This window comes from Acinetobacter sp. YH01020, assembly GCF_013420275.1.
Classification (GTDB): Bacteria; Pseudomonadota; Gammaproteobacteria; order Pseudomonadales; family Moraxellaceae; genus Acinetobacter; species Acinetobacter amyesii.
Genome location: NZ_VOYN01000004.1, coordinates 23,144 through 49,403, shown reverse-complemented (window position 1 = coordinate 49,403; position 26,260 = coordinate 23,144). Strand labels below are relative to the sequence as shown.

At 40.7% G+C, this 26,260-nt stretch carries 25 protein-coding genes and 1 pseudogene; 12 read left to right on the top strand and 14 right to left on the bottom strand.

The features are described from left to right. Nucleotides 1–244 precede the first annotated feature (244 nt). Nucleotides 245–1,537: a branched-chain amino acid transport system II carrier protein gene (gene brnQ, locus FTT85_RS02770; RefSeq protein WP_180182783.1), complete on the bottom strand. Its 1,293-nt coding sequence runs from the start codon at nt 1,535–1,537 to the stop codon at nt 245–247. A 349-nt stretch (nt 1,538–1,886) separates the two neighbouring features. Between brnQ and map the strand changes: the two genes are divergently transcribed. Then, nucleotides 1,887–2,681, top strand: coding sequence for a type I methionyl aminopeptidase (map, locus tag FTT85_RS02765; RefSeq protein ID WP_180109183.1), 795 nt, complete (start codon nt 1,887–1,889; stop codon nt 2,679–2,681). Between the two features lie 311 nt (nt 2,682–2,992). On the opposite strand, the gene FTT85_RS02760 is transcribed toward map, so the two are convergent. Next, complete coding sequence (locus FTT85_RS02760) at nt 2,993–3,907, bottom strand: LysR substrate-binding domain-containing protein (protein ID WP_180011275.1); 915 nt, start codon at nt 3,905–3,907, stop codon at nt 2,993–2,995. A 279-nt stretch (nt 3,908–4,186) separates the two neighbouring features. On the opposite strand from FTT85_RS02760, the gene FTT85_RS02755 reads away from it, so the two are divergent. Continuing rightward, on the top strand, nt 4,187–5,098 hold the full coding sequence (locus FTT85_RS02755; protein ID WP_078188530.1) for a LysR family transcriptional regulator: 912 nt from the start codon (nt 4,187–4,189) through the stop codon (nt 5,096–5,098). 134 nt (nt 5,099–5,232) lie between these two features. Here FTT85_RS02755 and FTT85_RS02750 read toward each other — a convergent pair. Both FTT85_RS02750 and FTT85_RS02745 read right to left on the bottom strand, forming a co-directional pair. Then, nucleotides 5,233–6,140: pseudogene (locus FTT85_RS02750) on the bottom strand (alpha/beta fold hydrolase). Nucleotides 6,141–6,164: 24 nt separating this feature from the next. Then, nucleotides 6,165–6,704, bottom strand: a complete 540-nt coding sequence (locus tag FTT85_RS02745) for a PadR family transcriptional regulator (RefSeq protein WP_168378633.1) — start codon at nt 6,702–6,704, stop codon at nt 6,165–6,167. 181 nt (nt 6,705–6,885) lie between these two features. Here FTT85_RS02745 and FTT85_RS02740 point away from each other — a divergent pair, with 181 nt between their 5' ends. The 3 genes from FTT85_RS02740 (at nt 6,886) to FTT85_RS02730 (ending at nt 10,732) form a co-directional block, all read left to right on the top strand. Next, on the top strand, nt 6,886–8,910 hold the full coding sequence (locus FTT85_RS02740) for an NADPH-dependent 2,4-dienoyl-CoA reductase (protein ID WP_180182782.1): 2,025 nt from the start codon (nt 6,886–6,888) through the stop codon (nt 8,908–8,910). 122 nt (nt 8,911–9,032) lie between these two features. Continuing rightward, a complete protein-coding gene (locus tag FTT85_RS02735; RefSeq protein WP_180026266.1) occupies nt 9,033–9,437 on the top strand; it encodes a nuclear transport factor 2 family protein in 405 nt (134 codons plus the stop codon). Nucleotides 9,438–9,640: 203 nt separating this feature from the next. Further along, the gene (locus FTT85_RS02730) at nt 9,641–10,732 is read left to right on the top strand and encodes a YheT family hydrolase (protein WP_180182781.1); all 1,092 of its coding nucleotides are present in this window, start codon (nt 9,641–9,643) and stop codon (nt 10,730–10,732) included. Nucleotides 10,733–10,769: 37 nt separating this feature from the next. Here FTT85_RS02730 and FTT85_RS02725 read toward each other — a convergent pair whose 3' ends face one another. Together FTT85_RS02725 and dkgB are read right to left on the bottom strand one after the other, a co-directional pair. After that, a complete protein-coding gene (locus FTT85_RS02725; RefSeq protein WP_180182780.1) occupies nt 10,770–11,945 on the bottom strand; it encodes an MFS transporter in 1,176 nt (391 codons plus the stop codon). A 1-nt stretch (nt 11,946) separates the two neighbouring features. Then, a complete protein-coding gene (gene dkgB, locus FTT85_RS02720) occupies nt 11,947–12,753 on the bottom strand; it encodes a 2,5-didehydrogluconate reductase DkgB (RefSeq protein WP_218954473.1) in 807 nt (268 codons plus the stop codon). Nucleotides 12,754–12,862: 109 nt separating this feature from the next. Between dkgB and FTT85_RS02715 the strand changes: the two genes are divergently transcribed. Further along, nucleotides 12,863–13,747, top strand: a complete 885-nt coding sequence (locus FTT85_RS02715; protein ID WP_180005111.1) for a LysR family transcriptional regulator — start codon at nt 12,863–12,865, stop codon at nt 13,745–13,747. A 112-nt stretch (nt 13,748–13,859) separates the two neighbouring features. On the opposite strand, the gene FTT85_RS02710 is transcribed toward FTT85_RS02715, so the two are convergent. Further along, entirely contained in the window at nt 13,860–14,273 is a 414-nt protein-coding gene (locus FTT85_RS02710; RefSeq protein WP_180041001.1) for an internalin, read from the bottom strand. 229 nt (nt 14,274–14,502) lie between these two features. On the opposite strand from FTT85_RS02710, the gene FTT85_RS02705 reads away from it, so the two are divergent. From FTT85_RS02705 to rodA, 6 genes are all read left to right on the top strand, one after another. Beyond that, a complete protein-coding gene (locus FTT85_RS02705; protein ID WP_180145865.1) occupies nt 14,503–16,143 on the top strand; it encodes a CTP synthase in 1,641 nt (546 codons plus the stop codon). A gap of 31 nt (nt 16,144–16,174) precedes the next feature. Beyond that, entirely contained in the window at nt 16,175–17,032 is an 858-nt protein-coding gene (gene kdsA, locus FTT85_RS02700) for a 3-deoxy-8-phosphooctulonate synthase (RefSeq protein WP_180182779.1), read from the top strand. 64 nt (nt 17,033–17,096) lie between these two features. Beyond that, the gene (eno, locus tag FTT85_RS02695) at nt 17,097–18,386 is read left to right on the top strand and encodes a phosphopyruvate hydratase (RefSeq protein WP_078188521.1); all 1,290 of its coding nucleotides are present in this window, start codon (nt 17,097–17,099) and stop codon (nt 18,384–18,386) included. Nucleotides 18,387–18,402: 16 nt separating this feature from the next. Then, nucleotides 18,403–18,795 carry a septum formation initiator family protein gene (locus FTT85_RS02690; protein ID WP_078188520.1) on the top strand — a complete coding sequence of 131 codons (393 nt, stop codon included), beginning with the start codon at nt 18,403–18,405 and terminating at the stop codon, nt 18,793–18,795. Continuing rightward, the gene (gene ispD, locus FTT85_RS02685; protein WP_180182778.1) at nt 18,758–19,483 is read left to right on the top strand and encodes a 2-C-methyl-D-erythritol 4-phosphate cytidylyltransferase; all 726 of its coding nucleotides are present in this window, start codon (nt 18,758–18,760) and stop codon (nt 19,481–19,483) included. The genes FTT85_RS02690 and ispD overlap by 38 nt, the downstream gene beginning before the upstream one ends. Before the next feature lie 85 nt (nt 19,484–19,568). Next, a complete protein-coding gene (gene rodA / locus FTT85_RS02680) occupies nt 19,569–20,705 on the top strand; it encodes a rod shape-determining protein RodA (RefSeq protein WP_111884954.1) in 1,137 nt (378 codons plus the stop codon). Nucleotides 20,706–20,989: 284 nt separating this feature from the next. On the opposite strand, the gene FTT85_RS02675 is transcribed toward rodA, so the two are convergent. The 7 genes from FTT85_RS02675 to cydP all read right to left on the bottom strand — a co-directional run bounded on the left by FTT85_RS02675 (nt 20,990) and on the right by cydP (nt 25,920). Further along, nucleotides 20,990–21,841, bottom strand: a complete 852-nt coding sequence (locus FTT85_RS02675) for a hypothetical protein (RefSeq protein WP_180022129.1) — start codon at nt 21,839–21,841, stop codon at nt 20,990–20,992. A gap of 26 nt (nt 21,842–21,867) precedes the next feature. Continuing rightward, the gene (locus FTT85_RS02670; protein ID WP_180022130.1) at nt 21,868–22,356 is read right to left on the bottom strand and encodes a hypothetical protein; all 489 of its coding nucleotides are present in this window, start codon (nt 22,354–22,356) and stop codon (nt 21,868–21,870) included. Nucleotides 22,357–22,568: 212 nt separating this feature from the next. Continuing rightward, nucleotides 22,569–22,871, bottom strand: coding sequence for a cyd operon YbgE family protein (locus FTT85_RS02665; RefSeq protein ID WP_078188516.1), 303 nt, complete (start codon nt 22,869–22,871; stop codon nt 22,569–22,571). Between the two features lie 3 nt (nt 22,872–22,874). Further along, the gene (cydX, locus tag FTT85_RS02660; RefSeq protein WP_002120988.1) at nt 22,875–22,976 is read right to left on the bottom strand and encodes a cytochrome bd-I oxidase subunit CydX; all 102 of its coding nucleotides are present in this window, start codon (nt 22,974–22,976) and stop codon (nt 22,875–22,877) included. Between the two features lie 24 nt (nt 22,977–23,000). Beyond that, nucleotides 23,001–24,146 (bottom strand): cytochrome d ubiquinol oxidase subunit II, encoded by a 1,146-nt coding sequence (gene cydB, locus FTT85_RS02655; protein WP_078193913.1) that lies wholly within the window; start codon nt 24,144–24,146, stop codon nt 23,001–23,003. After that, nucleotides 24,143–25,729 (bottom strand): cytochrome ubiquinol oxidase subunit I, encoded by a 1,587-nt coding sequence (locus tag FTT85_RS02650; protein WP_078188514.1) that lies wholly within the window; start codon nt 25,727–25,729, stop codon nt 24,143–24,145. The genes cydB and FTT85_RS02650 overlap by 4 nt, the downstream gene beginning before the upstream one ends. Next, entirely contained in the window at nt 25,729–25,920 is a 192-nt protein-coding gene (cydP, locus tag FTT85_RS02645) for a cytochrome oxidase putative small subunit CydP (protein WP_078188513.1), read from the bottom strand. Before cydP ends, FTT85_RS02650 begins: the two co-directional genes overlap by 1 nt. Nucleotides 25,921–26,260 lie beyond the last annotated feature (340 nt).

The following is a 26,260-nucleotide window of genomic DNA, read 5'->3' as shown; positions in this document are numbered from 1 at the left end:
AGTTTGTGTACGGTGTATTTTGCAGAAAGTATTTGTATTTTAACTATTATTATATTTTGTAGCCAAAGGGCTGGATTTTTTTCTCATCATGAAAATAAAACTTTATTAAAAAAGTTCAATGACTTAGGATTTTTGCGCTGTAGTAGGACAAATAAAAGTCAGTTTGGGTAAAACTCGACAATTATTGGTCACAGGTAAAATCGTCATTCGGGTAAAACTCCGATTTTAGACAGGTCAAAAAAGGTTATTTTTTAACTTTGTCAATTACAGCAGCAATAATCAGCACAATCACAGAAGGGATCAGCCATGCTAAATTCTGTTGAGCAAGCGGTAGATTGGCAATAAAGCTTGGAAGCGCATCTTCGAAACCAGCTACTTTTAAACCATCAAAAATACCGAAAATAAACGCACAAGCGGTAACAGGAGCAATAACTCGTGATGGTGAAATAAACCATTTAGAGCAGAAGCTCAGTAGGATAACTACAATCGCAGGTGGATAAATCGCACTTAAAACAGGAACTGAAACGGCAATGAGTTTGGTTAAACCTAAGTTTGAAATAAGCAGTGAGAAGCCAACTAAAATGAACACAAAAACTTTGTATGGAATTTTAGTCAATTCTGAGAAATATTCAGCACATGCGCAGGTTAAGCCAATTGCGGTCACCATACATGCAACAAAGATCATTGCAGATAGGAAATAAGCGCCCATATCACCAAAAGCATGTTGTACATATGCATGCAGGATCACTGCACCATTTGTTGCATTTGGAGCAATATCATGGCTGCCCATACCGAGTTTGAATAAGCTGATATATACCAGTGTAAGTCCAATACCAGAAATAATACTGGCAATGACAGCATATTTGGTGACGAGCTTACTATCCGTTACGCCGCGTGAAGTAATGGCTTTGACGATCACAATACCAAAAACTAAAGCGCCTAATGTATCCATGGTTAAATAACCATTTACTACACCTTCAGAAACTGGTGCAGTTACGTAGTTACCAATGGCAGGTGGAATCACACCGGCTGGGATAAAGAACGCAGAAATACCCAGTACAATGAGACCTAAGATCTTGAGCGGTGAAAGGAAATAACCCACAGTATCCAAAATTTTGTTTGGATAAAGTGAAACAATGGTCACTAATGCAAAATAAATCACGCTATAAATTAGCAGACTGTTTGCGCCGTTACCAAAATAAGAAGAGAAACCAATTTCATATGAAACGGTAGCTGTACGAGGTGTTGCAAATAAAGGTCCAACAGCTAAGTAACACGCGACAGTAAGGATAATGCCGGCTGCTTTACCCAAAGGTGAACTTAAAACTTGAATAGAACCCTCAACACGCGACAAAGCAATAATCGTGATGACAGGTAGACCAACTGCGGTGATTAAGAAACCAAATGCAGCTAACCAAACATGTTCACCCGCTTGCTGTGCGACAATTGGTGGGAAAATAATGTTACCTGCACCAATAAACAGTGCAAAGGTCATAAAACCTAAGGCAACAATATCCCGTGTACGAAGACTTGTCATAAAGGGGAGATGAACTGTGAAAAAAGGCAATTTTAGTGCATTTAAGCTCGTTTTTGGAGCAAAATTTATAAATCGTATAGATAGTTTTTATAATACGAATTATGAATATATTTACAGATAAAATAATGTTTTATTTATATTTATGATAAATAAAAGAAATTTATTGTATATAAAATTTTTATAGGAATAAGTTTAGCTATTAAGATTTATCAGATATAAATCAATTGTTCTAATTTTCAGCACTAAATAGGATGCTATAAGCCGAATAAATGCAGAAATATTGGCTGAATAAAACAAAAAAAATCTAAAAGGTCTATAATTCGGTGTATTCAAATTTGAGGATATTCAGATGAAAGCTTCCAAAATCACGATTAAAACCGAGCAAGATATTGAAAAATTACGCATTTCAGGTCGTTTAGCTGCTCAGGTTTTAGAGATGATCGGGGAGTATGTCAAGCCGGGCGTGACGACTGAATATTTGGACGATATCTGTAATGATTTTATCATCAACACACTTAAAGTGATTCCTGCCAATGTTGGCTACTATGGCTATACCAAAACCACCTGTATTTCACCGAATGAAGTGGTTTGTCATGGTATTCCTTCGAAAGAAACCGTATTGAAAGATGGCGACATTATCAATATTGATGTCGCCATCATTAAAGATGGTTATTTTGGTGATACCAGTCGTATGTACTATGTGGGTGAAGTTTCACCTGCGGCTAAAAAGTTAGTCGAAACTACCTACGAGGCCATGGTTGCTGGGATTCATGCAGTTAAACCGGGAGCAACATTGGGAGATGTAGGTTATGCCATTCAACAAGTTGCTCATCGTGAAGGCTACAGCATTGTACGTGAATACTGTGGTCATGGGATTGGTAAGGTTTATCATGAGCAACCGAGCGTTTTACACTATGGTCAACCGGGTCAAGGTGTAATTCTAAAAAAAGGCATGGTCTTTACCATTGAGCCGATGATTAACAGCGGTAAAGCGCGAACTAAAGAGTTAAAAGATGGCTGGACAGTGATTACTGCAGACCGCTCTTTATCTGCACAGTGGGAGCATATGGTGGTTGTAACCGATAGTGGTTTTGAGTTGCTATCTCCATGGCCAGAAGGTACAGGTACATATCCTGCAATCTAAGCTAAATCGCGAATTTAATCCTGAATCTGCTGTACCTAAAGGATTGAAGTTAAATTAAATTGTACAAGTGTATATTTTTTGACTTTAGTCTAATAAGTTGTAGTGTGTATGAGCGTTATAGGTTTTAAGACTAAGAGGTTTTCTCTATAGCTTAATTTATAAGGTTTTGCTTATAACTCTGAAAATCAGTTAGAGCTATTAACGATTTAATAAAGATGTATTTTATTTATATAATATGATTATAGATTCTGCTGTAGTTTCTTAGTTTTTAAGTTTTCGCTTACCCATCACATGGGTAAGCTTTTTTTTGCCTAAAATTTAGCGTGTTCATGTTGGCTGAGTTTTTCAACTAAATAATCAATGAAAACACGTACAGCCGGTAATAAGCCACGACGAGATGGATATACAGCATGGAAAATACCATGTGCAGCTTTCCATTCAGGTAATACATGAACCAAAGCACCTGATTTCACATGATCGGACACAATACTGTCGGGTAATAACACCACGCCACAATCTTGGCAGGCTAGTGCAGCTAACATCGATAGGTCAGAACCCATCACGGTTGGGTTAACTTTGATTTTTTTCTGATGATGCTGTGCGTCGGTCACAATAATATGTTGATCGAGATGCTCATCCGCCATACTTAATATTTGATGTTGTGATAAGTCTTCGGGCTGTTTGAGTTCACCAAATTTATTCAGATAGGCCTGACTGGCAAATAAGTGCTGCTCAATCGTTTCAAATTTACGAATGACTAAATTTGGGTCGTCATCTAGATTTGAACGTACACGCAGCGCAAGGTCGAAGCCTTCGTTAATGATATCTACGCGGCGATTGGTCACCATCATTTGCACTTTAATTTCTGGGTATTGCTTTAAAAATTCAGGCAAAATTTTGGTCATTTCATTTTGCGCGATGGAAACCGGTAAGCTGACTTTAATTAAGCCGCGCGGCTGCGTACTGAGATGATCAACCAAATCGTGTGCGGCTTGAGCGGCATTCATCATGACTTGTGCATGGCGATAGATATTCATACCAATATCTGTAACAGCAAAATGTCGTGAGCTACGTTGAATCAGGCGGACACCTAAACGTTCTTCTAAGTTATAGACCCGACGACTCAGTTTTGATTTTGGAATATCTGTTGCACGCTCTGCTGCACTAAAACCACCATGTTCGACCACTTGGGCAAAACAATAAAAATCATCTAGATCACTCAGCACTGTGCTTATTCCATATTTGCAACGATTTTGCTAATTAACTTGAATTGTTTCATGAAGTCAATCACGTTTTGTAGTTTTTCATGTGAGAAGTTTGAGCAAAATTGCCAAGACTAAAGTCGGGTTAACCTTGTAATCGTTTCACATTAGCATGACCAAACAATAAATGTGGTGTATACATCTTTTAAATAACCGAATTTGAAGGATGTGATTTGAGTGTCGTCCTGATATATTCAAATAAAAGACCATTATGAAAGAAATTCGACATTAAAGGACAATGTCATGGAATTAAGACATTTACGTTACTTTGTCGCCGTTGTAGAAGAACAGAGTTTTACGAAGGCTGCTGAAAAGCTATTTATTGCTCAACCTCCTTTAAGTCGTCAAATTCAAAATTTAGAAGAAGAGTTGGGTGCACAGCTTTTTGAGCGTGGCAGCCGTCCTTTGAGAACCACCACCATTGGCCGTTTCTTTTATCAGCAAGCCGTGAAATTACTTTCAAATGCAGAAGAAATTAAGCTCATTACGCAGCGGGCCAGTGCTACTGAACGTACCATTAATATTGGGTATGGCGGTTCCTTACTCTGTGGTTTATTACCTCGAATTGTTTATTTGTTCCGCCAGCAATATCCACACTTAAATGTAAATTTAATTGAACTGAGTGCAGTTGATCAGATTCAGGCATTAAAAGAAGGTCGGGTTGATGCATGTTTTAGTCGAGTTCGTGTGTCGGATCAGGCGGTTAAACGTGTGCTATTGCGTGAAGAGCCTCTGATTGTTGCGGTGCATTCAAGCCATCCTTTATCTTCACAGCAGCAGATTGCATTAAATAATCTCAAAGATGAGCAGATTTTTATTTATCCTGCAACGGATGGTCAAAGTTATGCAACGCTGATCAAGTCTTTATTTTTAGAATATGGGATGGAGCCGAAACGCTTCAATACTCAAGCAGATTTGCAGCAATCACTGGGTATGGTCGCTGCGGGCGAAGGCATTTGTATTGTTCCTGAATCTGTCCAAATTATGCAGTTTAGGCATGTGAATTATGTGAAATTATCGGACAGTGCCGCCATTAGCCAAATTTATTTGATTGTGCGGAATGATGATGAAGGGGAATTGGCACGTCCTTTATTTGATTGTGTTTACCAAGTATATGATTTGGAAGCAATTGAATACGATCGTCGAGTTTTCTAACATTTGTTTTAAAATTAATTTAGATGTTAATTTCGAAATTCAATTTAGAAGCAAACAGTTAAGTAACACTTTCCTTCATACAAAAATAGGCTCAATCTTGAAAGTTTTGAGCCTATTTTTTTTATTTAGTGTTATTAGACCGCTTGTTTTAAAAACTTGGTGACTTCACGGCTAAATTTGACCGGTTCACTGAGCAATGGCGTGTGCCCCGATTTCTTAAAAATGATTTGCTCTGCATTGGTTAGGCTGCCAGCAATAATTTTTTGACCTTGGGCAGGATAGAGGATCGATTTTGCACCTGTGAAAAAAGTTGTTGGTGCGGTGAGTGCTGCAATGGCTTCACGATAATCTTCAGTATGGTTCAAATAGTTTTGAATATACCAATATAAATAGGTCACACTTTGTGAGGGTAACATCAGCTTCTGTAAAGTTGGTTGTTGGTATGCAAAACGGAAAGCGGATAAAGCATAAGGATTGCTATTTTGTAAGTCTATGAATCTTAACCAAGCGTCGACCAGACCTTGACGGTCATGTTTATTCATCTGCTGTGCAAATGGCACGGAGAGGTTGGTTGCAAGTACCTTCGAGATGTCTTCTAAAATACTTAAAACTCATTGTGGCGTTTGCCATATAAACCATATTGCCAATCTGCATCTACTCGTATTTTAGGGGTTTGATCGATGTGTAAATAGCGTTTAATTTTTTCAGCAAACTGACCGTATTTTAAACCGTGCATGGTGGTCGTTGCCCCCATGGAGTAGGCAATCACCGTGATTTTATCGTAACCGAGCTGGGAAACTAAGCTGTCAATATCTCGCCAATGGCTTGAAATGGTGTCCGTATTTGGAATTTGACAATGTTTAGAGCCGCCAAATCCACGCCAGTCTGGAATGATAAATTTAAAATGCTTTCGGTGTTGATATAGAAAAGGGTGCCATTGCCAACTTTGCATGCCCAGTCCAGATAAAACCAGAATGGGTTCTCCTTGACCATATTCTCGAACATACAGTTGTTGCAGATCGGGCATTGTATAGTGTGGCATGCGGCTTTCTATTTATTTTTTGTTTTAGCGATTAAACTTATGCAACTGTGGAATGATGGTTTCGAGCCATTTGATCCAACCGATTTCCAAATCTATCCCAAGCTGTAAAATCATTTTATGAATGTACAAAGTACGGTCTTCATCATGCGCATGTGCAAAGTCTTTTGCAAAAATAGACTGGTACACTTTTAGTTTTTCTTTGTGAATTTCTAGGTGACGTTCTAATTCGGGTAATACGTCGTTTGTGCCCAGTTGAGCTTCTGCACGTAAACGGACCATTAACTCTTCACGTAACTGAGCCGGAGGGCTTTGCTCAACCATCCAATTGGCTAATTCAACACGTCCAAGCTGTTCAACTTGGTAGGTTTTTTTACGAGTTGTACTGTGCTCATCTTCAATGGTGCTGATCCAGCCTTTTTGCTGCATACCACTGAGTTCACGGTAGATTTGCTGATGTGTCGCATTCCAAAAAAAGCCCATAGAGCGGTCAAAACGGCGTGCAAGGTCAATTCCTGTACTCGGTTTTTCAAGTAAGCTCGTGAGTAAAACATGGGCTAAAGACATATATGGCTCAGTCAAAATAGTTTTGTACTTTTTATTATGCAACATGTTGCATAAAAATCAAATCTCGCATATAAATTAGTGCAACAAGTTGCAAAAATATTGTATGCGTAGATGGAAATAGAAAGCTCGTATACAAGCGAAGATAAAAATAGCCAGCTTTTCAGCACGCTAAGGAGAAAAAATGTCAAATTATCCAAATTTATTGGCACCACTAGATTTAGGTTTTACAACGCTAAAGAACCGTGTATTGATGGGTTCTATGCATATCGGCCTTGAAGAAGCACCGGGTGGCTATGAACGCATCGCAGCTTTTTATGCAGAACGTGCGAAAGGTGGTGTAGGTCTGATTGTAACTGGTGGTATTTCTCCCAATGATGATGGTGTGACATTTGCTGGTGGTTCAAAATTAGACTCTTTAGAAGAAGCAGAAAAACATAAAGTGATTACGCAGGCGGTACATGATGCTGGCGGTAAAATTGCGATGCAGATTTTGCATACAGGCCGTTATTCGTATCAGTCCAATAATGTTGCACCTTCATCTATTCAAGCACCAATTAACCCAGTAAAACCGCAAGCTTTAAGCACAGCAGACGTCGAACGCACGATCAATGACTTTGCTCGATGTGCTCAGTTAGCACAGACAGCGGGTTATGACGGTGTAGAGGTCATGGGGTCGGAAGGTTATTTAATTAATGAGTTTATTGCTGCACGTACCAACCACCGTGATGATGAATGGGGCGGCAGTTATGAAAACCGGATTCGTTTTCCAATCGAGATCGTGCGTCGTACGCGTGAATTAGTCGGTGAAAATTTTATTATTATTTACCGTCTTTCTATGTTGGATTTGGTTGAAGGTGGTTCGACTTTCGAAGAAGTAGTACAACTTGCAAAAGCCATTGAAAAAGCTGGTGCAACCATTATCAATACCGGTATTGGTTGGCACGAAGCACGTATTCCGACCATTGCAACCAAAGTGCCACGTGCTGCATTTACATGGGTGACCAAGAAATTAAAAGGTATAGTGAATGTTCCTTTAATCACCTCAAACCGTATCAATACCCCTGAAATGGCTGAGCACGTACTTGCTTCGGGTGATGCAGATATGGTGTCCATGGCACGTCCAATGCTGGCTGACCCACGTTTTGTGGAAAAAGCAGAACAAGGTCGTAGTGATGAAATTAATACCTGTATTGGTTGTAACCAAGCCTGCCTAGATCATATTTTTTCGATGAAAATTGCAACATGTTTGGTTAACCCTCAAGCTTGCTATGAAACTGAACTGATTTTTAAAGAATCTGCACAGGTGAAAAATATTGCTGTGATTGGTGCGGGACCTGCGGGTTTAAGCTTTGCAACTTATGCTGCAGAGCGTGGTCATAACATAACTATTTTTGAAGCATCGAGCCAAATTGGTGGGCAGTTCAATATCGCGAAAACGATTCCTGGTAAAGAAGAGTTTTATGAAACGCTGCGTTATTTCAAACGCAAAATAGAACTATTGCCTCAGATTAAATTGGTACTGAACCATACGGCAACGTATGAAGAATTAGCTCAGTCTGATTTTGATGACATCGTGGTGGCGACGGGTGTAACGCCGCGTCAGTTAGATATAGATGGTATTGATCATCCAAAAGTATTGAGTTATTTACAGGTTTTACGTGAACGTCAACCTGTGGGCAAACGTGTAGCGATCATTGGTGCAGGCGGTATTGGTTTCGATACGGCTGAATATTTAACGCATGAAGGTGAAAGCGGTAGCCTCAATCCTGAGAAATTTTATGATGAATGGGGTATTGATACCACTTATGCGCAAGTCGGTGGCTTGAAACATCCAGACGTCGAAGAATCGCCGCGTGAAGTGTATTTATTGCAACGTAAGGCTAAATCGGTTGGTGCTGGCTTAGGTAAAACCACGGGTTGGATTCACCGTACAGGTTTGAAACACCGCGATGTGAAAATGATTGCGGGTGCAAGCTACGACAAAATTGATGATCAAGGTTTGCATATTACCGTTGATGGTCAATCACGTATTTTAGATGTTGATCATGTGGTGATTTGTGCAGGTCAGGAATCCTATACCGCGATGTATGAACAGCTACAAGCAGATGGCAAAAATGTGCATTTGATTGGAGGTGCGAAAGAAGCCGGTGAGTTGGATGCTAAACGTGCCATTCGTCAAGGTGCAGATTTGGCTGCGGTGATTTAATCAGCCTCATACTAAACCACGACAACTTCATTCAATTTAATATGCAGTTGTCGTGCTTCCTCTCCATTTGGGAGAGGAGTTCGAGGAAAGGGAAATGATTCATCAAAAAAAAGGACATAAACATGACTATTGAAACAACAAAAAAATCTGTTGCACGTTGGCACGAAATGCTTAACACACGGGATATGAATATTTTAAATGAACTCTTGGCAGAAGATGTGGTGTTTCGTTCACCTGTCGCGTTTAACCCATATCCAGGTAAGCCTGTAGTAACTTTTATTTTGACCAATGTGATTCAAATTTTTGAAAATTTTACCTATCACCGTGAGTTCTACACAGAAGATGGCTTGAACGTAGTTCTTGAGTTTTCTGCCAATGTTGGCGAGAAAAAGTTAAAAGGGATCGACATGATTCAGTTTAATGAACAAGGTCAGATGATTGATTTTGAAGTCATGCTTCGTCCAAAAAGTGGCTTAGAAGCATTGGCTGCAAAAATGGGTGAGCGCATTATGCAATATCAGCCTTAAATCTGCTGATTTTAAATGCTCATCACAGAATGATAAAAAGCATGATGGATATTGTCATGCTTTTTGCTTTTGAGGCTTAAGCAAACAAATATTGCTAGCGAGATATGGTTTTGTAGATACGTTTTTTTTAATGGGCATTGTTAGTCAAAGTGAAAAGATTGGAATAATTTGCTGTGGTGCGAAGCGAGGTGAAGGTAAGGTCAATGAATAATGTGATTCATAAAGGGCGTCAGGCTCTTTTAAATTTTGTAGATCATGCCATCGGTGCAGAATTACCACAGCTTTATTATCATCCTGAAGGGCAAATGCAACATGTGCTGCCGAAGTTAAAGCAACTACATGAAAAATATCGTCCTACGCCTTGGCTGTCGAATACCCATGCACATTTACTGTATTTTGATGTCATTAAAAAGCAGCAAGTAAAGCTCAAATACGACGCCATAGAGCAGCTAACCATGGCTGATGGTGGAATCACAGCCATTGCATGGTTAGGTTTAGATTTACCTGCGGCTGTGCCAACTGTGGTGCTCATGCATACGATTACGGGAACGCCTGAAAGTATGCGAGAAGTGGTTCGGGATCTTCATCTATATACAGGTTGGCGCATTGCACTGTGTTTAAGACGTGGTCATGCCAATTTACCTATGCCTGTTGCCAAAATAAACTTATTTGGTTCAACCGATGACCTGCGTGAACAGATTGCCTTTATTCAGCAGAAATTTCCCGCATCGAGTTTGTATGGCGTCGGTTCATCTGCAGGAACGGGGTTATTGGTCCGCTATTTAGGCGAACAAGGGGAGGAAACACCATTTAAAGCGGCTTTTGCGTTATGTCCGGGCTATGACACCGAGCTTGGCTTTAAAAATGTTCATCCTTTTTACAGTAAAATGATGACGAAAAAGCTCTTTCAGAAATTTGTAGAACCCTATTCTGCAACATGGTCAACAACATCATCTTTAATAGAAGTACTAAAAAGTAAAAATTTGGCGCAGTTTGAGCGTGCTTATTTCCAAATGGCGGGTTTTGCCGATTATGAAAGTTATGCAAAATCTACCAATCCAGTTTATGTATTTGAAAATCTTAAAATTCCTTTGATGATTTTAAATGCCGAAGACGATCCTATTTGCCACATTCAAAACTTTGAACCCTATAAAGAATTAATCCGTTCTTTGCCGAATGTAGTGGTGGTGACCACTAAAAAAGGCAGTCACTGTGGTTATTATGAAGGTCTAGTGGAAACCCATTCATGGGCAACCAAATTGATGGCAGATTTTTTAAAGTTATATGCGAATTAAAAAATAGCCTATTTTTAATAGGCTATTTTTTGTGAAATTACTCAGCTTGTGCGCAACATGCAGATGTTTGAGGTTTAAGCTTCATTTGAATCAATACTAAAATCAACGCTATAGCGCTCAGTGTAGCGCCTGCATAAGACACTGCAGCATAGCTTAGGTTAAGATTTAGCACTGCGGCACCTGTGACTGCACCCAATGCATTTCCAAGATTAAATGCACCAATATTCACAGAAGAAGCAAGGCCAGGGGCATCGTGAGCGACTGTCATAACACGCATTTGTAAAGGTGGTACAACGGCAAAGGCTGCTGCTCCCCAGATGATTAATGCAATCGCCGCGCCAATGGTGGTTGTTGCTAAAATTGGAAATAACAGCATCATCAGCATGAGTAAGACTAAAAAGCCAATCAAGGTTTTATCTAAGGATTGATCGGCGAACTTACCACCGAAATGGTTACCAATTGAAAATCCGATCCCGATTAAGACCAACATGAAAGTGATAAGTTCGGGGCTTGCATGAGTAAAGACTTTTAAGCTTGGTGCGATATAGGTATAGAGCGAGAACATAGCTCCAGCACTCATGACCGTGGTGAGCAGTGCTAAAACAACAGGCATGCGTGTTAATACTTTTAACTCTGCTCGTACATCCGGTTTTTCGGTCTGTTGCTGATGGGGCAGTGCTTTCCATAATGCCAACATGGTGATGATGCCAAGTAAGGTGATGGCCGCAAAAGACATACGCCAACCGATATTTTGCCCCACCCATGTTGCGAGTGGCACGCCGCCAATATTGGCAATGGTCAAGCCCATAAACATCATAGCAACGGCACTGGCTTGTTTATCTTTTGGAACAACACTTGCTGCGACGACAGAGCCTAAGCCAAAAAAGGCGCCGTGGTTCAAACTCGTCACTAAACGCGCAGCCATTAAACCTAAATAATCTGGCGCAACTGTGGCAAGCAGATTGCCAAGGGTGAAAATTGTCATTAATAACATGAGTGATGTACGTTTTGGAAAACGTGCTAACCATAAGGTCATCAATGGGGCACCAATCATGACGCCAACGGCATAGGCACTAATCAGTAAGCCCGCTTGAGGAATAGATACCGATAAATCTGCTGCGATTTCAGGCAAAAAACCCATCGGTGAAAATTCTGTTGTGCCAATTGCAAAAGCACCTACGGCTAATGCAATTAATGGAAAATTGAATTTCATATTAAATATCCCACACTGGAGCAAGTTCAGGTGGGTTCACTTCACGCGCATTTCTGTCTAGTGTGGTAATGGCCTGCATCTGTTCTGGTGTTAAATGAATCTCTTGAGCTTTTAAATTACTGATTAAATGTTCACGTTTGGTTGATGATGGAATCACGGCATAACCTTTTTGCAGTGCCCATGCGAGTGCAATTTGGGCCGAAGTGACTTGGTGTTCGGCCGCAATATTTAACAGGGTTGGGTCTTGCAAAACTTTGCCATAAGCCAAGGTCATATAGGATGTGACATCTATATTGTTCGTTTGCAGATAATTGACCAATTTTTGATTTTGCAAATATGGACTAAGTTCAATTTGATTGGTTGCAATATTTTCTAGCCCGATGTGATCAATGGCTTGTTGAGTGAGCTCAATATTAAAATTAGATACACCAATATGTTCAGTCAAACCTTGTTTTTTTGCTTCAAGTAAATGTCCCATTAATTCAGGAATATCGACTCCTAGAGCAGGTGCTGGCCAATGAATAAGTGTGAGGTTAACTGCATCAGTCCTCAATTTAATTAAACTGTCTTTTAGACTGGGTATTAGTTTGTCGGCAGCATAATTTTCAGTCCAAATTTTCGTGGTTAAGAAAATATCAGCTCGATTGACCTGACTTTCATGGAGTGCTTGGCCTACTTCTGCTTCATTAGCGTAAATTTGTGCGGTGTCTACAGCACGATATCCTACCTCTAAGGCTGTTTTAACTGAATGAATGACAGTTTCACCTGCCAAACGGAAGGTACCGACACCAAATTGGGGAACAATCATCAGGAATTCTCTTTTTTGAATTGATGCTATTGTGCTGCTAATTTTAATGAAGAAAAATGCATGAGTTTGGAATATATTATTGATTAAAAATCACGAATTCGAATATGCAATGAAATCGACCATTGAGGAGCTGCAGGCTTTTACTGTTATTGTAGATAGTGGCTCTATTATCAAAGCAGCAGAAAGACTGGATCAGACAGCATCGGGTGTCAGCCGCGCATTACAGCGTCTGGAATCTAAATTAAATGTAACCCTGTTAGAACGAACAACCCGCAAAATTAAGCTGACGCAAGAGGGGCAATTGTTTTTAGCTAAAACACGGCGGATATTGAATGATTTGAGCGAAGCGGAAGATTCTCTGCTGAAATTAGATGCAGATACTTCGGGGTTAGTGCGAGTCGATTCTGCGATTTCGTTTATTCTGCATATGATCGTTCCCTTGATTCCAGAATTTAATGCACGTTATCCACATATACAGATTGAATTGGTGAATCATGATCAAGTGATTGACTTATTAGAGCATAAAGCGGATGTCGCAATTCGCTTTGGAAAATTAAACGATTCAAGTTTGCATGCAAAACTCATCTATAAGAGTCGATTGTGTTTGGTGGCGAGTCCTGAATATCTTCAGCAGCATGGACGACCGCAAAATGCTGATGAGCTAACAGCACATGCTTTACTTGGATTTAGTCAAATTACCCATATGAATACTTGGCCGTTCCAAGTCGCAGGGAAGCCCCTGACGATCCGACCCAACATCAAGGCATCAAATGGTGAAACACTACGGGAGCTTGCGATTCATGGGATGGGCATCGCTTGTCTTTCGATTTTTATGTTAGAAAAAGATATTGCAGAAGGGCGATTGGTACAATTTTTAGACGATCAAATTGAACCGCATGAACAGCTTATTCATGCTGTCTATTATCAACAAGAGCATTTACCGAAACGTGTTCGTTTATTTATTGAATATTTAGCTGAAAAATTACAAGAATAGTTGTGAGAAAAAACAGTGCATCGTCGGGTACAGATTTTTATTTACATAGAAACAATAAAAAACCCGACTTTTGCCGGGTTTTTTTGATCATTTGTTTGATAAAACTTCGATCTTAGTTCTCTAAGGCTGGTGTTGCAGCAGCAATGGCAGCAGCTACGGCGTCATCTTCAGACTGTGCAGAACCTGAGTTTTGTTTAGGTTGAGCAGCTTGTGCAGGTTTTTCTGCAGCTTTAGGTGCTTCTGCTTTTGGAGCTGGAGCTTCTGCAGGAGGAGTAGGTTCACGACGAATTTCAGTTGTTGTATTCGGTGTTTCTTCACGAATCACTTCAACTTGCTGTTGAGTCGTTTCTTCAACAACTGGTTGTTCTTCAACTGGTTCTAATTGTGTAGGTACAGATGCTGTTGGTTCAGATGCTGCAACTTCAACCTGTTCCTGTTCTTCTTCTTTTGGTGCTTCTTTTTTTACACATGCTGTAAGAAGTAGACCTGTTGCGATTGCACCGCAGATTAAAAGTTTCTTATTCATAATTACACAAAACAAAAAAGTGTGGATTGGATAAATGCATTATAACAGCAAATAAGAATATAGAAATGATAAGAACTTACTCTAAATTTTTATGATAATTGCTGTTACAATAGCCAATTGTTAATTGTTCTATGAATTGATGCGGAATGACTTTGCTTTCTTGGTACAGAGTAAAGTAAAATCGCACAACATTGTAGGCCAATTTAGGCTCCATTGTACGAGAAACTTAATGACCCATTTTATTTTCGTTACTGGTGGTGTTGTATCATCACTAGGTAAAGGTATTTCAGCCGCATCAGTGGCTGCGCTTTTAGAAGCCCGTGGTTTAAAAGTAACCATGGTAAAAATGGATCCATACATTAATGTCGATCCAGGGACTATGAGTCCATTCCAACACGGTGAAGTTTTTGTCACAGAGGATGGTGCTGAAACTGACTTAGACTTGGGTTATTACGAACGTTTCTTGCGTCGTGCGAAAATGACCAAACTGAACAACTTTACTTCAGGACGAGTGTACCAAGATGTCTTGAATAAAGAACGTCGTGGTGACTACCTCGGTGGTACAGTTCAAGTTATTCCACATATTACTGACAATATTAAAGAACGTGTTCTTCGCGCAGGTGAAGGCTATGACGTTGCGATCGTTGAGATTGGCGGTACAGTAGGTGACATTGAATCTCTCCCATTCATGGAATCTGTACGTCAACTTATGGTCGAACTAGGTCATAAGCGCACAATGTTAATGCACTTAACTTTACTCCCATACATTAAGTCAGCTGCTGAATTAAAAACTAAACCAACTCAACACTCTGTAAAAGAGCTTTTGTCGATTGGTATTCAACCAGACATTCTGATCTGCCGTACAGAGCATGATGTTGATGCTGACACTACACGTAAAATCGCGTTATTTACGAACGTTGAAGCACGTGCAGTTGTGGTATGTAAAGATGCGCGCTCAATTTACCAAATTCCACGTACTTTCTATGAGCAAAACGTTGATGATTTAATCTGTGAACGTTTTGGTTATAACGATCTTCCAGAAGCTGACCTTACAGACTGGGATAACGTTGTAGATGCATTACTGAACCCTGAATACACTGTTCGTGTAGCGATGGTTGGTAAATACGTTGAACTTCCAGATGCATACAAATCTGTAAACGAAGCACTTTTACATGCGGGTATTCAAAACCGTGTGAAAGTTCAAATTGACTACGTCAATGCAGAAGAACTTGAAAGCCAAGATGTAAACGACGTATTAAAAGACGCGGATGCAATCTTAGTGCCGGGTGGTTTCGGTGAACGTGGTACAGAAGGCAAAATGAAAGCGATTCGTTTTGCACGTGAAAACGGTGTGCCATTCCTTGGTATCTGTTTAGGTATGCAGTTGGCTGTGATCGAATATGCACGCAACGTTGCGGGTATTAGCGATGCAACTTCAACTGAATTTAACCGTTCTACAAAATCACCATTGATTGGTTTAATCACTGAATGGTTAGATGAGCGCGGTGAAGTTCAACAACGTAATGCAGATTCTGACTTAGGCGGCACAATGCGTCTGGGTGCTCAAAAATCTGAATTGGTTGCAGGTACAAAAACTGCACAAGTTTACGGTTCTGAAGAGATCGTTGAACGTCATCGTCACCGTTATGAAATGAACAACCGTTATATCCCAATGCTTGAAGAAAAAGGCATGAAGATTTCAGGTTATTCTCCAGTACAGCGTCTTGTTGAAACTGTTGAAATTCCTGAACATCCTTGGTTTATTGCTGTACAATTCCATCCGGAATTTACAAGTTCACCACGTGATGGACACCCATTATTCGCAGGCTTTATTGATGCTGCTAAAAAGCAGTACCAAAAAGCGAAATAATGTGTTTTTGACTAAACCAGGAAGAGTTTAAATGTCACAATTAAAACCACAGGAAATTGTACGTTTAGGCGATATACAAATGGCAAATCATTTGCCATTTGTACTATTCGGCGGCATGAACGTACTTGAGTCAAAAGACCTTGCTTTTGAAATTGCTGAAACCTATGTTGATATCTGCAAACGCTTGCATATTCCGTATGTGTTTAAAGCAAGTTTTGATAAAGCCAATCGTTCAAGCTTGAACTCTTTCCGTGGCCCAGGCCTGGAAAAAGGAATCGAGTGGTTAGCTGACATAAAAAAACACTTTAATGTGCCAATTATTACTGACGTACATGAACCATATCAAGCTGCGCCTGTTGCTGAAGTTGCGGATATTATCCAGCTTCCTGCATTTTTAAGCCGTCAAACTGACCTTGTTGAAGCGATGGCGAAAACTGATGCCATCATCAACATTAAAAAAGCACAGTTCCTCGCACCACACGAAATGCGTCATATTTTGCATAAGTGTTTGGAAGCAGGGAATGACAAACTGATTCTTTGTGAACGTGGTTCAGCATTTGGTTACAATAATTTAGTTGTAGACATGTTGGGCTTTGACATCATGAAAGAAATGAATGTCCCTGTGTTCTTTGATGTTACGCATGCGCTTCAAACGCCGGGTGGTCGTGCGGATTCTGCAGGTGGTCGTCGTGCACAAATCACGACACTGGCACGTGCAGGTATGGCGACTGGTTTAGCAGGTTTGTTCTTAGAAGCTCATCCAGATCCAGAAAATGCCAAATGTGACGGTCCATGTGCGCTACGCATGTCACAGTTGGAACCTTTCTTGGCACAGTTAAAAGAGCTCGATACCTTAGTTAAAGGTTTCGCAAAGTTAGACACACACTAATTCGATACACATTGATGCGTCACTTTTGACGCATCATTTTTATTAATCAACTGAGGAATTGTTCATGAGCCAAATCGTTGACATTCGTGCACGTGAAATTTTGGACTCTCGTGGTAACCCTACCATCGAAGCAGACGTAATCTTAGCCTCTGGCGTTGTAGGCCGTGCATGTGCACCATCTGGTGCTTCAACTGGTTCTCGTGAAGCTTTAGAACTTCGTGACGGCGACAAAGCTCGTTACTTAGGTAAAGGCGTTAAAACTGCGGTTAACAACGTTAACACAGTAATTCGTGATGCATTGTTGGGTAAATCAGTATTCGAACAAAAAGACATTGATAACACAATGATCGCGCTTGACGGTACTGAAAACAAAGAAAAATTAGGTGCGAACGCAACTTTAGCGGTATCGCTAGCTGCTGCACGCGCTGCTGCTGACGAAAAGAAAATTCCACTTTTTCAATACATTGCAGACCTTCGTAATAACAGCATTTTGACTATGCCTGTTCCAATGATGAACATCCTAAATGGTGGTTCACATGCAGACAATAACGTAGACATTCAAGAATTTATGATTGAGCCAGTTGGCTTCACTTCATTCTCTGAAGCTTTACGCGCTGGTGCTGAAATTTTCCATTCTTTAAAATCAGTTTTAAAGAAACAAGGTTTAAATACTGCTGTTGGTGATGAAGGCGGTTTTGCACCGAACCTTCGTTCTAACGAAGAAGCAATTACAGTAATTCTTGAAGCAATTGAAAAAACTGGCTACAAAGCAGGTTCTGATATTATGCTTGCGCTTGACTGTGCATCTTCAGAATTCTACAAAGATGGTCAATACATCCTTGCAGGTGAAGGCAATAAAGCATTCACAAGCAACCAATTTGCTGACTACCTTGCTGGTTTTGCAAAACAATACCCAATCATCTCAATTGAAGATGGTTTGGACGAGTCTGATTGGGAAGGTTGGTCTTACCTCACTTCAATCCTTGGCGACAAAATCCAATTGGTTGGTGATGACCTATTCGTTACGAATCCTAAAATTCTTCAACGTGGTATCAATGAAAAAGTGGGTAACTCGATTCTGATCAAGTACAACCAAATCGGTACGTTGACTGAAACTCTAGATGCAATCTACCTTGCAAAAGCAAATGGTTACACTACAGTAATTTCACACCGTTCTGGTGAAACTGAAGATTCAACTATTGCGGATCTTGCAGTGGGTACAGCAGCGGGTCAAATCAAAACTGGTTCACTTTGCCGTTCTGACCGTGTAGCGAAATATAACCAATTACTTCGTATTGAAGAATTGACTAATGCAGCATATCGCGGTAAAGCTGAGTTCAAAGGTTTGAACTAAGCAGATCATGCTATCTATGTTAAATGTATTTGACTCCAAAGCGAGTAAAGCATTGTTGGGCCTTGCGATCTTTTTGATCGCAGGGTTTCAATATTTATACTGGTTCGGTGAAGGTGGTTATCATCAACATCAACAACTGAGTCAGAAAATACAACAACAAGTCGAACTCAATGACGAATTAAAAGAACGAAATCGCGTGCTTGCCGCTGAAGTATACGATTTAAAAAATGGCGTTGAAGCTATTGAAGAGCATGCTCGTCTTGATTTAGGTTTAATTAAACCGCATGAAACTTTCGTGCAGATGAGTACGATCAGTACTCAGTACAAACCAATTTATATTGATCCAAACGCAAAAGTAGACCTACGTACCAATGAGTCAGAACCAGCCGAACTTCCACCCGAACCTTAAATTGTGGGCTATTATTCCTGCTGCTGGTTCAGGAAGTCGATTTTCTAAAACTGAACTAAAACAATATCAAAACATTGCGGGTCTAACTGTGCTTGAACACACAGTTGCACGTCTCAACCAATTGCCGTTGATGGGTTATGTATTGGCTATAGGCGAGCAAGATAATGTTGCGCAGACCTTGGCACTCACTAATCAAGAGAAGGCTCATTTTTGTCTAGGCGGTGCAGAGCGTGTGCATTCTGTACTCAATGCACTGCAATATCTATCTAAGATTGCCAATGATGATGATTGGGTATTTGTTCATGATGCAGCACGACCATGTGTCTTGCAGTTGAGTTTAGAAAATTTAGTTCAATCGGCAGTAAATTCTGAGCAAAGTGCGATTCTCGCCATTCCAGTGCGCGATACTTTAAAGCGAGTTGAAGCGGCGCCACTTATATCAACAACGGTAGATCGTTCAACTTTATGGCAAGCGCAGACACCACAAATTGCCAAATTGGGTGTGCTGAAAAATGCCATTGAACAAGCGCTTGCCGCTGGTGCGACCATCACAGATGAGGCTAGTGCTTTAGAATTTATCGGTGAGCATGTCAATGTCGTCCAAGGTCGTTCGGACAATATTAAAATTACCTATCCAGATGACTTGGAATTGGCACGTTTAATTTTAGCGTCTCAAGTTAATAGATGATTATTTCAAGGAATATTTAAGGGACAGTGATTTTTACTGTCGCTTTAATCTATAATTCCCGCATCCTTTTTAGATCTGTTTCGCAATGATCCCTTCTCAACAGTATCGTTTTTTACGTCAGTCATTACGCGATGGCCGCAGTATAAAACACGATTCTTCTCGATGGGCTAAACTTCATTTAGACCCGTGGTTACTTTGCTTCTTGGTACTCAATGCAATATTGGGGCTGATGGTTGTCTATAGTGCGACCGCGGAAGATTCGGGAATGGTACTACGCCAAGCCACAAGTTTTGGTGTGGGCTTTATTGTGATGCTGATCTGCGCGCAAATTCCACCCAAAGTTTACCAATCTATGAGTCCGTACTTATATGCCATCGGTATATTTTTACTGTTGTTGGTTTTGGTCATTGGTGAAAAAAGGATGGGGGCGAAACGCTGGATTAGCTTGCCGGGTATCGGCAGTATGCAGCCGAGTGAGTTTATGAAATTTGCCATGCCACTCATGATGGCGTGGTATTTTGCGCGAAAACCTTTTCCACCGAAATTTTTACAAATCGTCGGGGCATTAATTTTATTATTGATTCCATTTGCATTGGTCGCTTTACAGCCCGACTTGAATATTGGTTTGATTATTCCAGGTATTTTTGTTTTATTTTTAAGTGGAATGTCTTGGCGTTTAATTGCAGCTGCTTTAACCGCCTTTGCGATTGCAGCACCTGTACTCTGGATGTTCTTTTTGCAGGAATATCAGAAAAAACGTGTACTGACGTTATTTGACCCTGAATCTGACGCGCTTGGTGCAGGTTGGAATATTATTCAGTCTAAAATTGCCATTGGCTCAGGTGGTTTAATGGGTAAGGGGTATACCGAAGGGACACAGTCGCATTTGGGTTATCTGCCAGAGCATCATACTGACTTTATTATGTCGACCTATGCAGAAGAATTTGGCTTTATTGGTGTTTTCCTTTTATTTAGTTTGTTTACAGCAATTATTGTTCGCTGTTTGATTATTGGACTAAATTGCTTCCATAATTTTGGACGACTTTATGCAGGAGCGATAGGATTAACTTTCTTCTTTTTTGTATTTTTAAACTCGGGTATGGTCAGTGGGATTTTACCGGTAACAGGTGATCCACTACCGTTGATGAGTTATGGTGGTACAGCCGTAATTGCGATGCTCGCAGGAATGGGAATTGTGATGTCGATTCATACGCATCGCTAAGCATTAATGTAAACGGAATAATCAAGCCGGACCAATGTCCGGCTTTTTTTATGCGCTGGACGTACGGGAAAATGCTGTAGCAGAATGTATTGAGCAGTCCGTCAGGCCGTAAATCAATGTTTCTGTGCAGATGATTGGCAGGTCGAATGCCTTGGTTGTAGTTGTTTAAGCTATGGCGGACTGGCCGGCCAGCGCTCATAAGCGCCCGCAAGTATAATCTGTCAGTATCTGGGCAGGCGCCGGCTAAGCGGATAAAAACAGCCGGCTTCATGCCGGCTTTGGGTTTAGTTGAATAACTGATTGATTTTTCTGGCTATTTCTTTGTTGTAAATTCGATAGTCGCTGATGGCATAGGGGCTGAACAGGGCATATTTGCAGCTGGTGCTGGAACCGTTTTTGGCGGCAGCGGTGCGGCAGTTCAAGATGGAAAAGACCTTCGCGTCAGCCGATTTAAGCTCAAATGAGCTTAAGTAAATTTTTTCATTGGCAATATCCTGAGTAGTAACGGTATAGCCATTTTTTACTAGCACATTGCTGAGGCTGGAAATCGTGCGTTTGCTGCTGACTGTCAGCGCATCTTCATAGCCGAAGGTTTTAATCAGGGTTGCAGTGTTCAGCTGCTCGGCATTTTTAAATAATTCCGGCGCTGCGTTTTTGATAAAGAAGCCGAAGTCTTCTGTGCTGATATCGGCCGTAATAGGCTTGAAGGTCATGCGTACGCCATCACTCAGCCTGTCGTATGCGACGCGCATCTGTATATCTGCGCAGGAACTGGAGTCGTTGGCGCTGCGGCGGTGATCAGCGCTGACCGTATTGCAGACTTTTATTTTAACCCGGTCTTGCGCCAGGCGCCGGAATTGCGCGTCATAAATATGATGCACACTCCAGTAACGGTCTTGTTTTAACTGGTTAAAGAACGGGGCATTGCTGATCAGCCCTTTGTTTAAATCCAATTCATTATAAGCCGAGAGCGGTACTGTCAGGGAAAAACTGTTCAGTTCTGGATTGAGCTGGATATGCTGGGTTTTAGGCCCGAAGCCGCCTAGCACATTTTGATAGAGGCTGCCGCGTTCCCCTGTGACTTGGCAGCCGGATAGCCCGGCTGCTGCGGCAAGAAACAATAATGTTTTTTGCATATTTTGATTTTTTCTATAGATAACGATTATTCGAAATTGAAGCTGACGTCAGAAGCCGTGTTTGGAGACGGATGCTGGAAAATACGCTCGTTCTGATGGTCAAAGTAAACTTTCCAGCTGTTTTTGATATTTTTGCACTGGAATAAGCCGTAGTATTTTTGCAGATTCGGTGTAGACAGCACCTCAGAGCCTTTATAAGGAATCAGCGGTGATGGATGGCTTTTAATTTGTACAAATTCACCGCCGTCACGCGCACAATAGGTGTTTGCGCGTTCCCACATAATGGTGCCTGCACCGTAAGATACGTTATTCATGGTGATGGTGCGCGGATTTTTATACTTGGCTTGGAAAAATTCCTGCACCGTCGGATACTGTTCAAAATCCTTATCTGTCAGCTGCCCCAAGGTATTCCATTTATCAATAGCTTTTGACAGCCATCCTTTTTTTGCTTCTTCTGCAGATGCGTAAGTACTGGCAATAATGCATGCTGCAGCTAAAAAGGTTTTAGTTTTCATTATATAACTCCAATTCAGGTGCAGAGCATGCTAAAGGCCATGCAGCGGCGATGCAACTTTGCGGGCGCTAATATGTATAATCAAATGTTAGAAAATGTTTAATTTTTAATAAAAATTTATAATATTTTGTTTTATTAATCTGCATTGAAAAATCAGCGCTTTAAGGCAAACATAAAAAAAGCCCTCAATTGAGGGCTTTATTTAGATATTAATTAATGTAGGAACCACGTGTAATAGCCCCACAACATTAGTGGCCAAGCGAGGAAGGGGCTAAAAAGCCATTTCCAGAACCAATGGTGTGGTGTAAAACCCACACCATGCACAAAACCACCTGAAATACCTATCATGATGAACATCAGCGCTCGATGGCTATATCCACCATTGTCATCCAGCATGGCAGCAGGATGTACAAGTAACACGGCTGCCAAAGGAAAAGCTAACAGGCAGGAAATGACCATTGCAAATTTATTTGGCTTCTTTTCTACAAGTGATTTTTCTACAGCAGCATCAGTCATTTGTTATTCCTCATCTAGATCTTGATGATGTTCGATGTAAAGCGCACTAAGTACACCTGCAAAACATGCCATCAAAATACCGAGAATCCAAGCAAAATACCACATCGTCTTTTCTCCTTAGACACAGCCTTAGTATAGGCTGTGTGAATTCTCTTCAATATGTTTGTTTGTGACCACACCCCACATCTTGTAGTAACACCAAGTTGTGTAGCACAGGATAATTGGGACAAAAATACACGCGGCAACTGTCATCACAGTCAGGGTGTTTTTACTTGATACCGCATCCCACATAGTCAAACTTACAGTTGGGTTGATGCTCGATGGCATAAGGAAAGGGAACAATGCAAAACCAGCAGTTAAGATTGCGCCAATGACTGCCAAGCTTGAACCAAGGAAGCTAAAACCTGCTTTACCTTTACCTGCGGCAAGGATGATGATCAAAGCACCTAAAATTGCCATGATTGGCGCAATCATAGTAATAGGATAAATACTATAATTGTTCATCCAACCTGGATTGGCATTGGTGATCACTTCTTTAGCTAAAGGGTTAGCAACGCCATTCGTGTCAAACGGTTGAGCTAATGTGTAGCCTTGGATATTACCGAAGTATAACCATGCGCCAGCCAGTAAGAAGCAAACCAAGAATACGATACCCATAAGCTGAGTCGCTTTTGCAGAGCGTGCACGTAGGTCGCCGTCTGTACGAAGCATAAGCCATGCACCACCGTGTGCGCAAAGCATAGATAAACTCACGATACCGCAAACTAAAGCAAATGGGTTAAGCAGTGCAAAGAAGCTACCTGTATAAGTTGAGCGAACAGTTTCGTCCATAGTGAATGGAACACCAAGGAACATATTACCAAATGCAACACCAAATACGAGGGCAGGAACGGCACCACCAATTGCTAAACCCCAGTCCCAAGAATTACGCCACTTGGTATTTTCGAGTTTAGAACGGTAGTCAAAACCGACTGGACGTAAGAAGAGGGCGAAGAGTACCAGTAACAGTGCCCAGTACATGCCTGAGAATGCAGTTGCATATACCATTGGCCATGCTGCAAAAAGTGCACCACCGGCAGTAATAAACCAAACTTGGTTACCGTCCCAGTGTGGGGCAATCGTATTGATTGCCGCACGACGTTCTTCGTCTTTTTTACCTACGAATGGCATGATCGCCATTGAGCCCATATCGAAGCCATCGGTGAGGGCGAAGCCGATCAGTAGGACACCGACTAAGACCCACCAAATGATTTTGAGTAATTCATATTCGATCATGCTTGAGCCTCCTCATTTGCCTTTTTTGCAGCTTCAAGTTTCTCGAAGTGGTATTTACCAGTATGTAGAGAACTTGGGCCAAGGCGTGAGAATTTAATCATTAAGTACATTTCAATGATCAGCAGTACAGTGTAGAACGCTGCTAATGCAAGGATAGAACCCCATACATCACCTGTACTTAAGCTAGAAGCTGAAAGATGTGTAGGTAGAACTTCACCGATAGTCCAAGGTTGACGACCAACTTCGGCAACATACCAACCTGTTTGTGCAGCAATCCAAGGTAAAGGTAGAGCAAACAAAGCAAACTTTAATAACCAAGGTTTGTTTTCTGCATTACGTTTACCGACAGCAAAGGTAGCAAGTACGAACAGAAGGAGCATTAAGAAGCCAGAAGCAACCATTGCACGGAATGCCCAGAACAAGCTTGGAACATGTGGAATAGTGTCTTTTGCAGCAGCTTTGATTTGTTCGTCAGAAGCATCGACAACTTTGTCTGTGTATTTTTTCAGAAGCAGACCATAACCCAAGTCTTTTTGAGACTCAGCAAATGCTGCTTTAAGTTCAGGAGACGTATCGCCTGCACGAAGTTGTTCTAACTGTGAGTAAGCCACCATACCGTTACGAATACGCGCTTCGTGTTGTACGATCAGGTCTTTAATACCTGTCACTTCTTTATCAGTTGAACGTGTTGCGATAATCCCCATGACATAAGGAATTTTGATCGCGTAGTCAGTAGACATGGTTTCTTTATTTGGAATACCAAACAAAGTAAATGGCGCTGGAGCTGGGTGAGTGTCCCATTCAGCTTCAATTGCAGCAAGTTTAGTTTTTTGTACGTCACCAATTTCATAACCAGATTCATCACCTAGTAAGATCACTGAAAGTGTAGACGCTAAACCAAAGATAGCAGCGATAGCGAATGAACGACGCGCAAATGGCAAGTCACGCTTTTTCAATAAGTAGTAACTTGAAATTGCCAGTACGAAAATAGCACCAGTCACATAACCTGCAGATACGGTATGTACGAATTTAACCTGAGCCACAGGGTTGAAAATCAGTGCGCCGAAGTCCACCATTTCCATACGCATAGTTTCATAGTTAAACGCGGAACCAACAGGGTTTTGCATCCAACCATTTGCCACTAAAATCCATAGTGCGGACATGTTCGAGCCAAGTGCAACTAACCAAGTGACAGCCAAATGCTGAACTTTAGATAGGCGATCCCAGCCGAAGAAGAATAAACCAATAAATGTTGATTCAAGGAAGAATGCCATCAGACCTTCAATGGCTAATGGTGCACCGAAAATATCACCAACATAGTGTGAGTAATACGCCCAGTTAGTACCGAACTGAAACTCCATGGTCAAACCAGTAGTAACACCTAATGCGAAGTTAATACCGAAGAGTTTTCCCCAGAATTTAGTCATGTCTTTATAAATTTCTTTGCCAGAAATCACATAGGTGGTTTCCATGATGGCAAGAATAAAAGCCAGACCTAAAGTCAGTGGAACAAAAATAAAGTGATACATCGCGGTCATTGCAAATTGGAACCGCGAAAGATCGACCACGCTTTCAGAAATCATCAACGTGTCTCCTTGATTTGGGAAGGACTGCCAGCAATATGCTCGGCAACTTGATTGTCAAAGTTTTTAGGGATAGTAGGGGCGTCGAACCAGATGTTCTTAATGATCATTAAAATAATCACTTTAATTATTAGTATTGCGGTTATTTCTCTGACCACACGACGATTTAAATCTTTGAATTTTAAGCTCATGGAGATAAGCCTATTCTTAAAACTTGTACTATATTATTAACAAATATATACAAAAAGCAAATAGGTTGAACAGTTAAAATAAAAATATATTATTAAGCATAGTAAATACAAAGACTTATTGTGTTTGATAGTTAAAAAATAAACTAATTTTTTATTTTAAATACTTGACTAAAACACTTGTGTTTAAATATTTTAAATCCGACTAAAACGCTTATATTTATATTTTAAATTCTGACTAATTTACTATATTTACTAAAAGTTATATTGTTAATAATGAGAATCTTTATTGAATGAATAAGATTTGTATTTATTATTTTTAAGTTTAGCTAAATAAATCCGT

Bases quoted from the DNA above. Each gene is read 5' to 3' on its own strand.
- brnQ (WP_180182783.1), bottom strand. From the start codon at position 1,537: ATGACAAGTCTTCGTACACGGGATATTGTTGCCTTAGGTTTTATGACC.
- map (WP_180109183.1), top strand. From the start codon at position 1,887: ATGAAAGCTTCCAAAATCACGATTAAAACCGAGCAAGATATTGAAAAA.
- FTT85_RS02755 (WP_078188530.1), top strand. From the start codon at position 4,187: ATGGAATTAAGACATTTACGTTACTTTGTCGCCGTTGTAGAAGAACAG.
- FTT85_RS02745 (WP_168378633.1), bottom strand. From the start codon at position 6,704: ATGTCTTTAGCCCATGTTTTACTCACGAGCTTACTTGAAAAACCGAGT.
- FTT85_RS02740 (WP_180182782.1), top strand. From the start codon at position 6,886: ATGTCAAATTATCCAAATTTATTGGCACCACTAGATTTAGGTTTTACA.
- FTT85_RS02735 (WP_180026266.1), top strand. From the start codon at position 9,033: ATGACTATTGAAACAACAAAAAAATCTGTTGCACGTTGGCACGAAATG.
- FTT85_RS02730 (WP_180182781.1), top strand. From the start codon at position 9,641: ATGAATAATGTGATTCATAAAGGGCGTCAGGCTCTTTTAAATTTTGTA.
- FTT85_RS02725 (WP_180182780.1), bottom strand. From the start codon at position 11,945: ATGAAATTCAATTTTCCATTAATTGCATTAGCCGTAGGTGCTTTTGCA.
- dkgB (WP_218954473.1), bottom strand. From the start codon at position 12,753: ATGATTGTTCCCCAATTTGGTGTCGGTACCTTCCGTTTGGCAGGTGAA.
- FTT85_RS02715 (WP_180005111.1), top strand. From the start codon at position 12,863: ATGAAATCGACCATTGAGGAGCTGCAGGCTTTTACTGTTATTGTAGAT.
- FTT85_RS02710 (WP_180041001.1), bottom strand. From the start codon at position 14,273: ATGAATAAGAAACTTTTAATCTGCGGTGCAATCGCAACAGGTCTACTT.
- FTT85_RS02705 (WP_180145865.1), top strand. From the start codon at position 14,503: ATGACCCATTTTATTTTCGTTACTGGTGGTGTTGTATCATCACTAGGT.
- kdsA (WP_180182779.1), top strand. From the start codon at position 16,175: ATGTCACAATTAAAACCACAGGAAATTGTACGTTTAGGCGATATACAA.
- eno (WP_078188521.1), top strand. From the start codon at position 17,097: ATGAGCCAAATCGTTGACATTCGTGCACGTGAAATTTTGGACTCTCGT.
- FTT85_RS02690 (WP_078188520.1), top strand. From the start codon at position 18,403: ATGTTAAATGTATTTGACTCCAAAGCGAGTAAAGCATTGTTGGGCCTT.
- ispD (WP_180182778.1), top strand. From the start codon at position 18,758: ATGAGTCAGAACCAGCCGAACTTCCACCCGAACCTTAAATTGTGGGCT.
- rodA (WP_111884954.1), top strand. From the start codon at position 19,569: ATGATCCCTTCTCAACAGTATCGTTTTTTACGTCAGTCATTACGCGAT.
- FTT85_RS02675 (WP_180022129.1), bottom strand. From the start codon at position 21,841: ATGCAAAAAACATTATTGTTTCTTGCCGCAGCAGCCGGGCTATCCGGC.
- FTT85_RS02670 (WP_180022130.1), bottom strand. From the start codon at position 22,356: ATGAAAACTAAAACCTTTTTAGCTGCAGCATGCATTATTGCCAGTACT.
- FTT85_RS02665 (WP_078188516.1), bottom strand. From the start codon at position 22,871: ATGACTGATGCTGCTGTAGAAAAATCACTTGTAGAAAAGAAGCCAAAT.
- cydX (WP_002120988.1), bottom strand. From the start codon at position 22,976: ATGTGGTATTTTGCTTGGATTCTCGGTATTTTGATGGCATGTTTTGCA.
- cydB (WP_078193913.1), bottom strand. From the start codon at position 24,146: ATGATCGAATATGAATTACTCAAAATCATTTGGTGGGTCTTAGTCGGT.
- FTT85_RS02650 (WP_078188514.1), bottom strand. From the start codon at position 25,729: ATGATTTCTGAAAGCGTGGTCGATCTTTCGCGGTTCCAATTTGCAATG.
- cydP (WP_078188513.1), bottom strand. From the start codon at position 25,920: ATGAGCTTAAAATTCAAAGATTTAAATCGTCGTGTGGTCAGAGAAATA.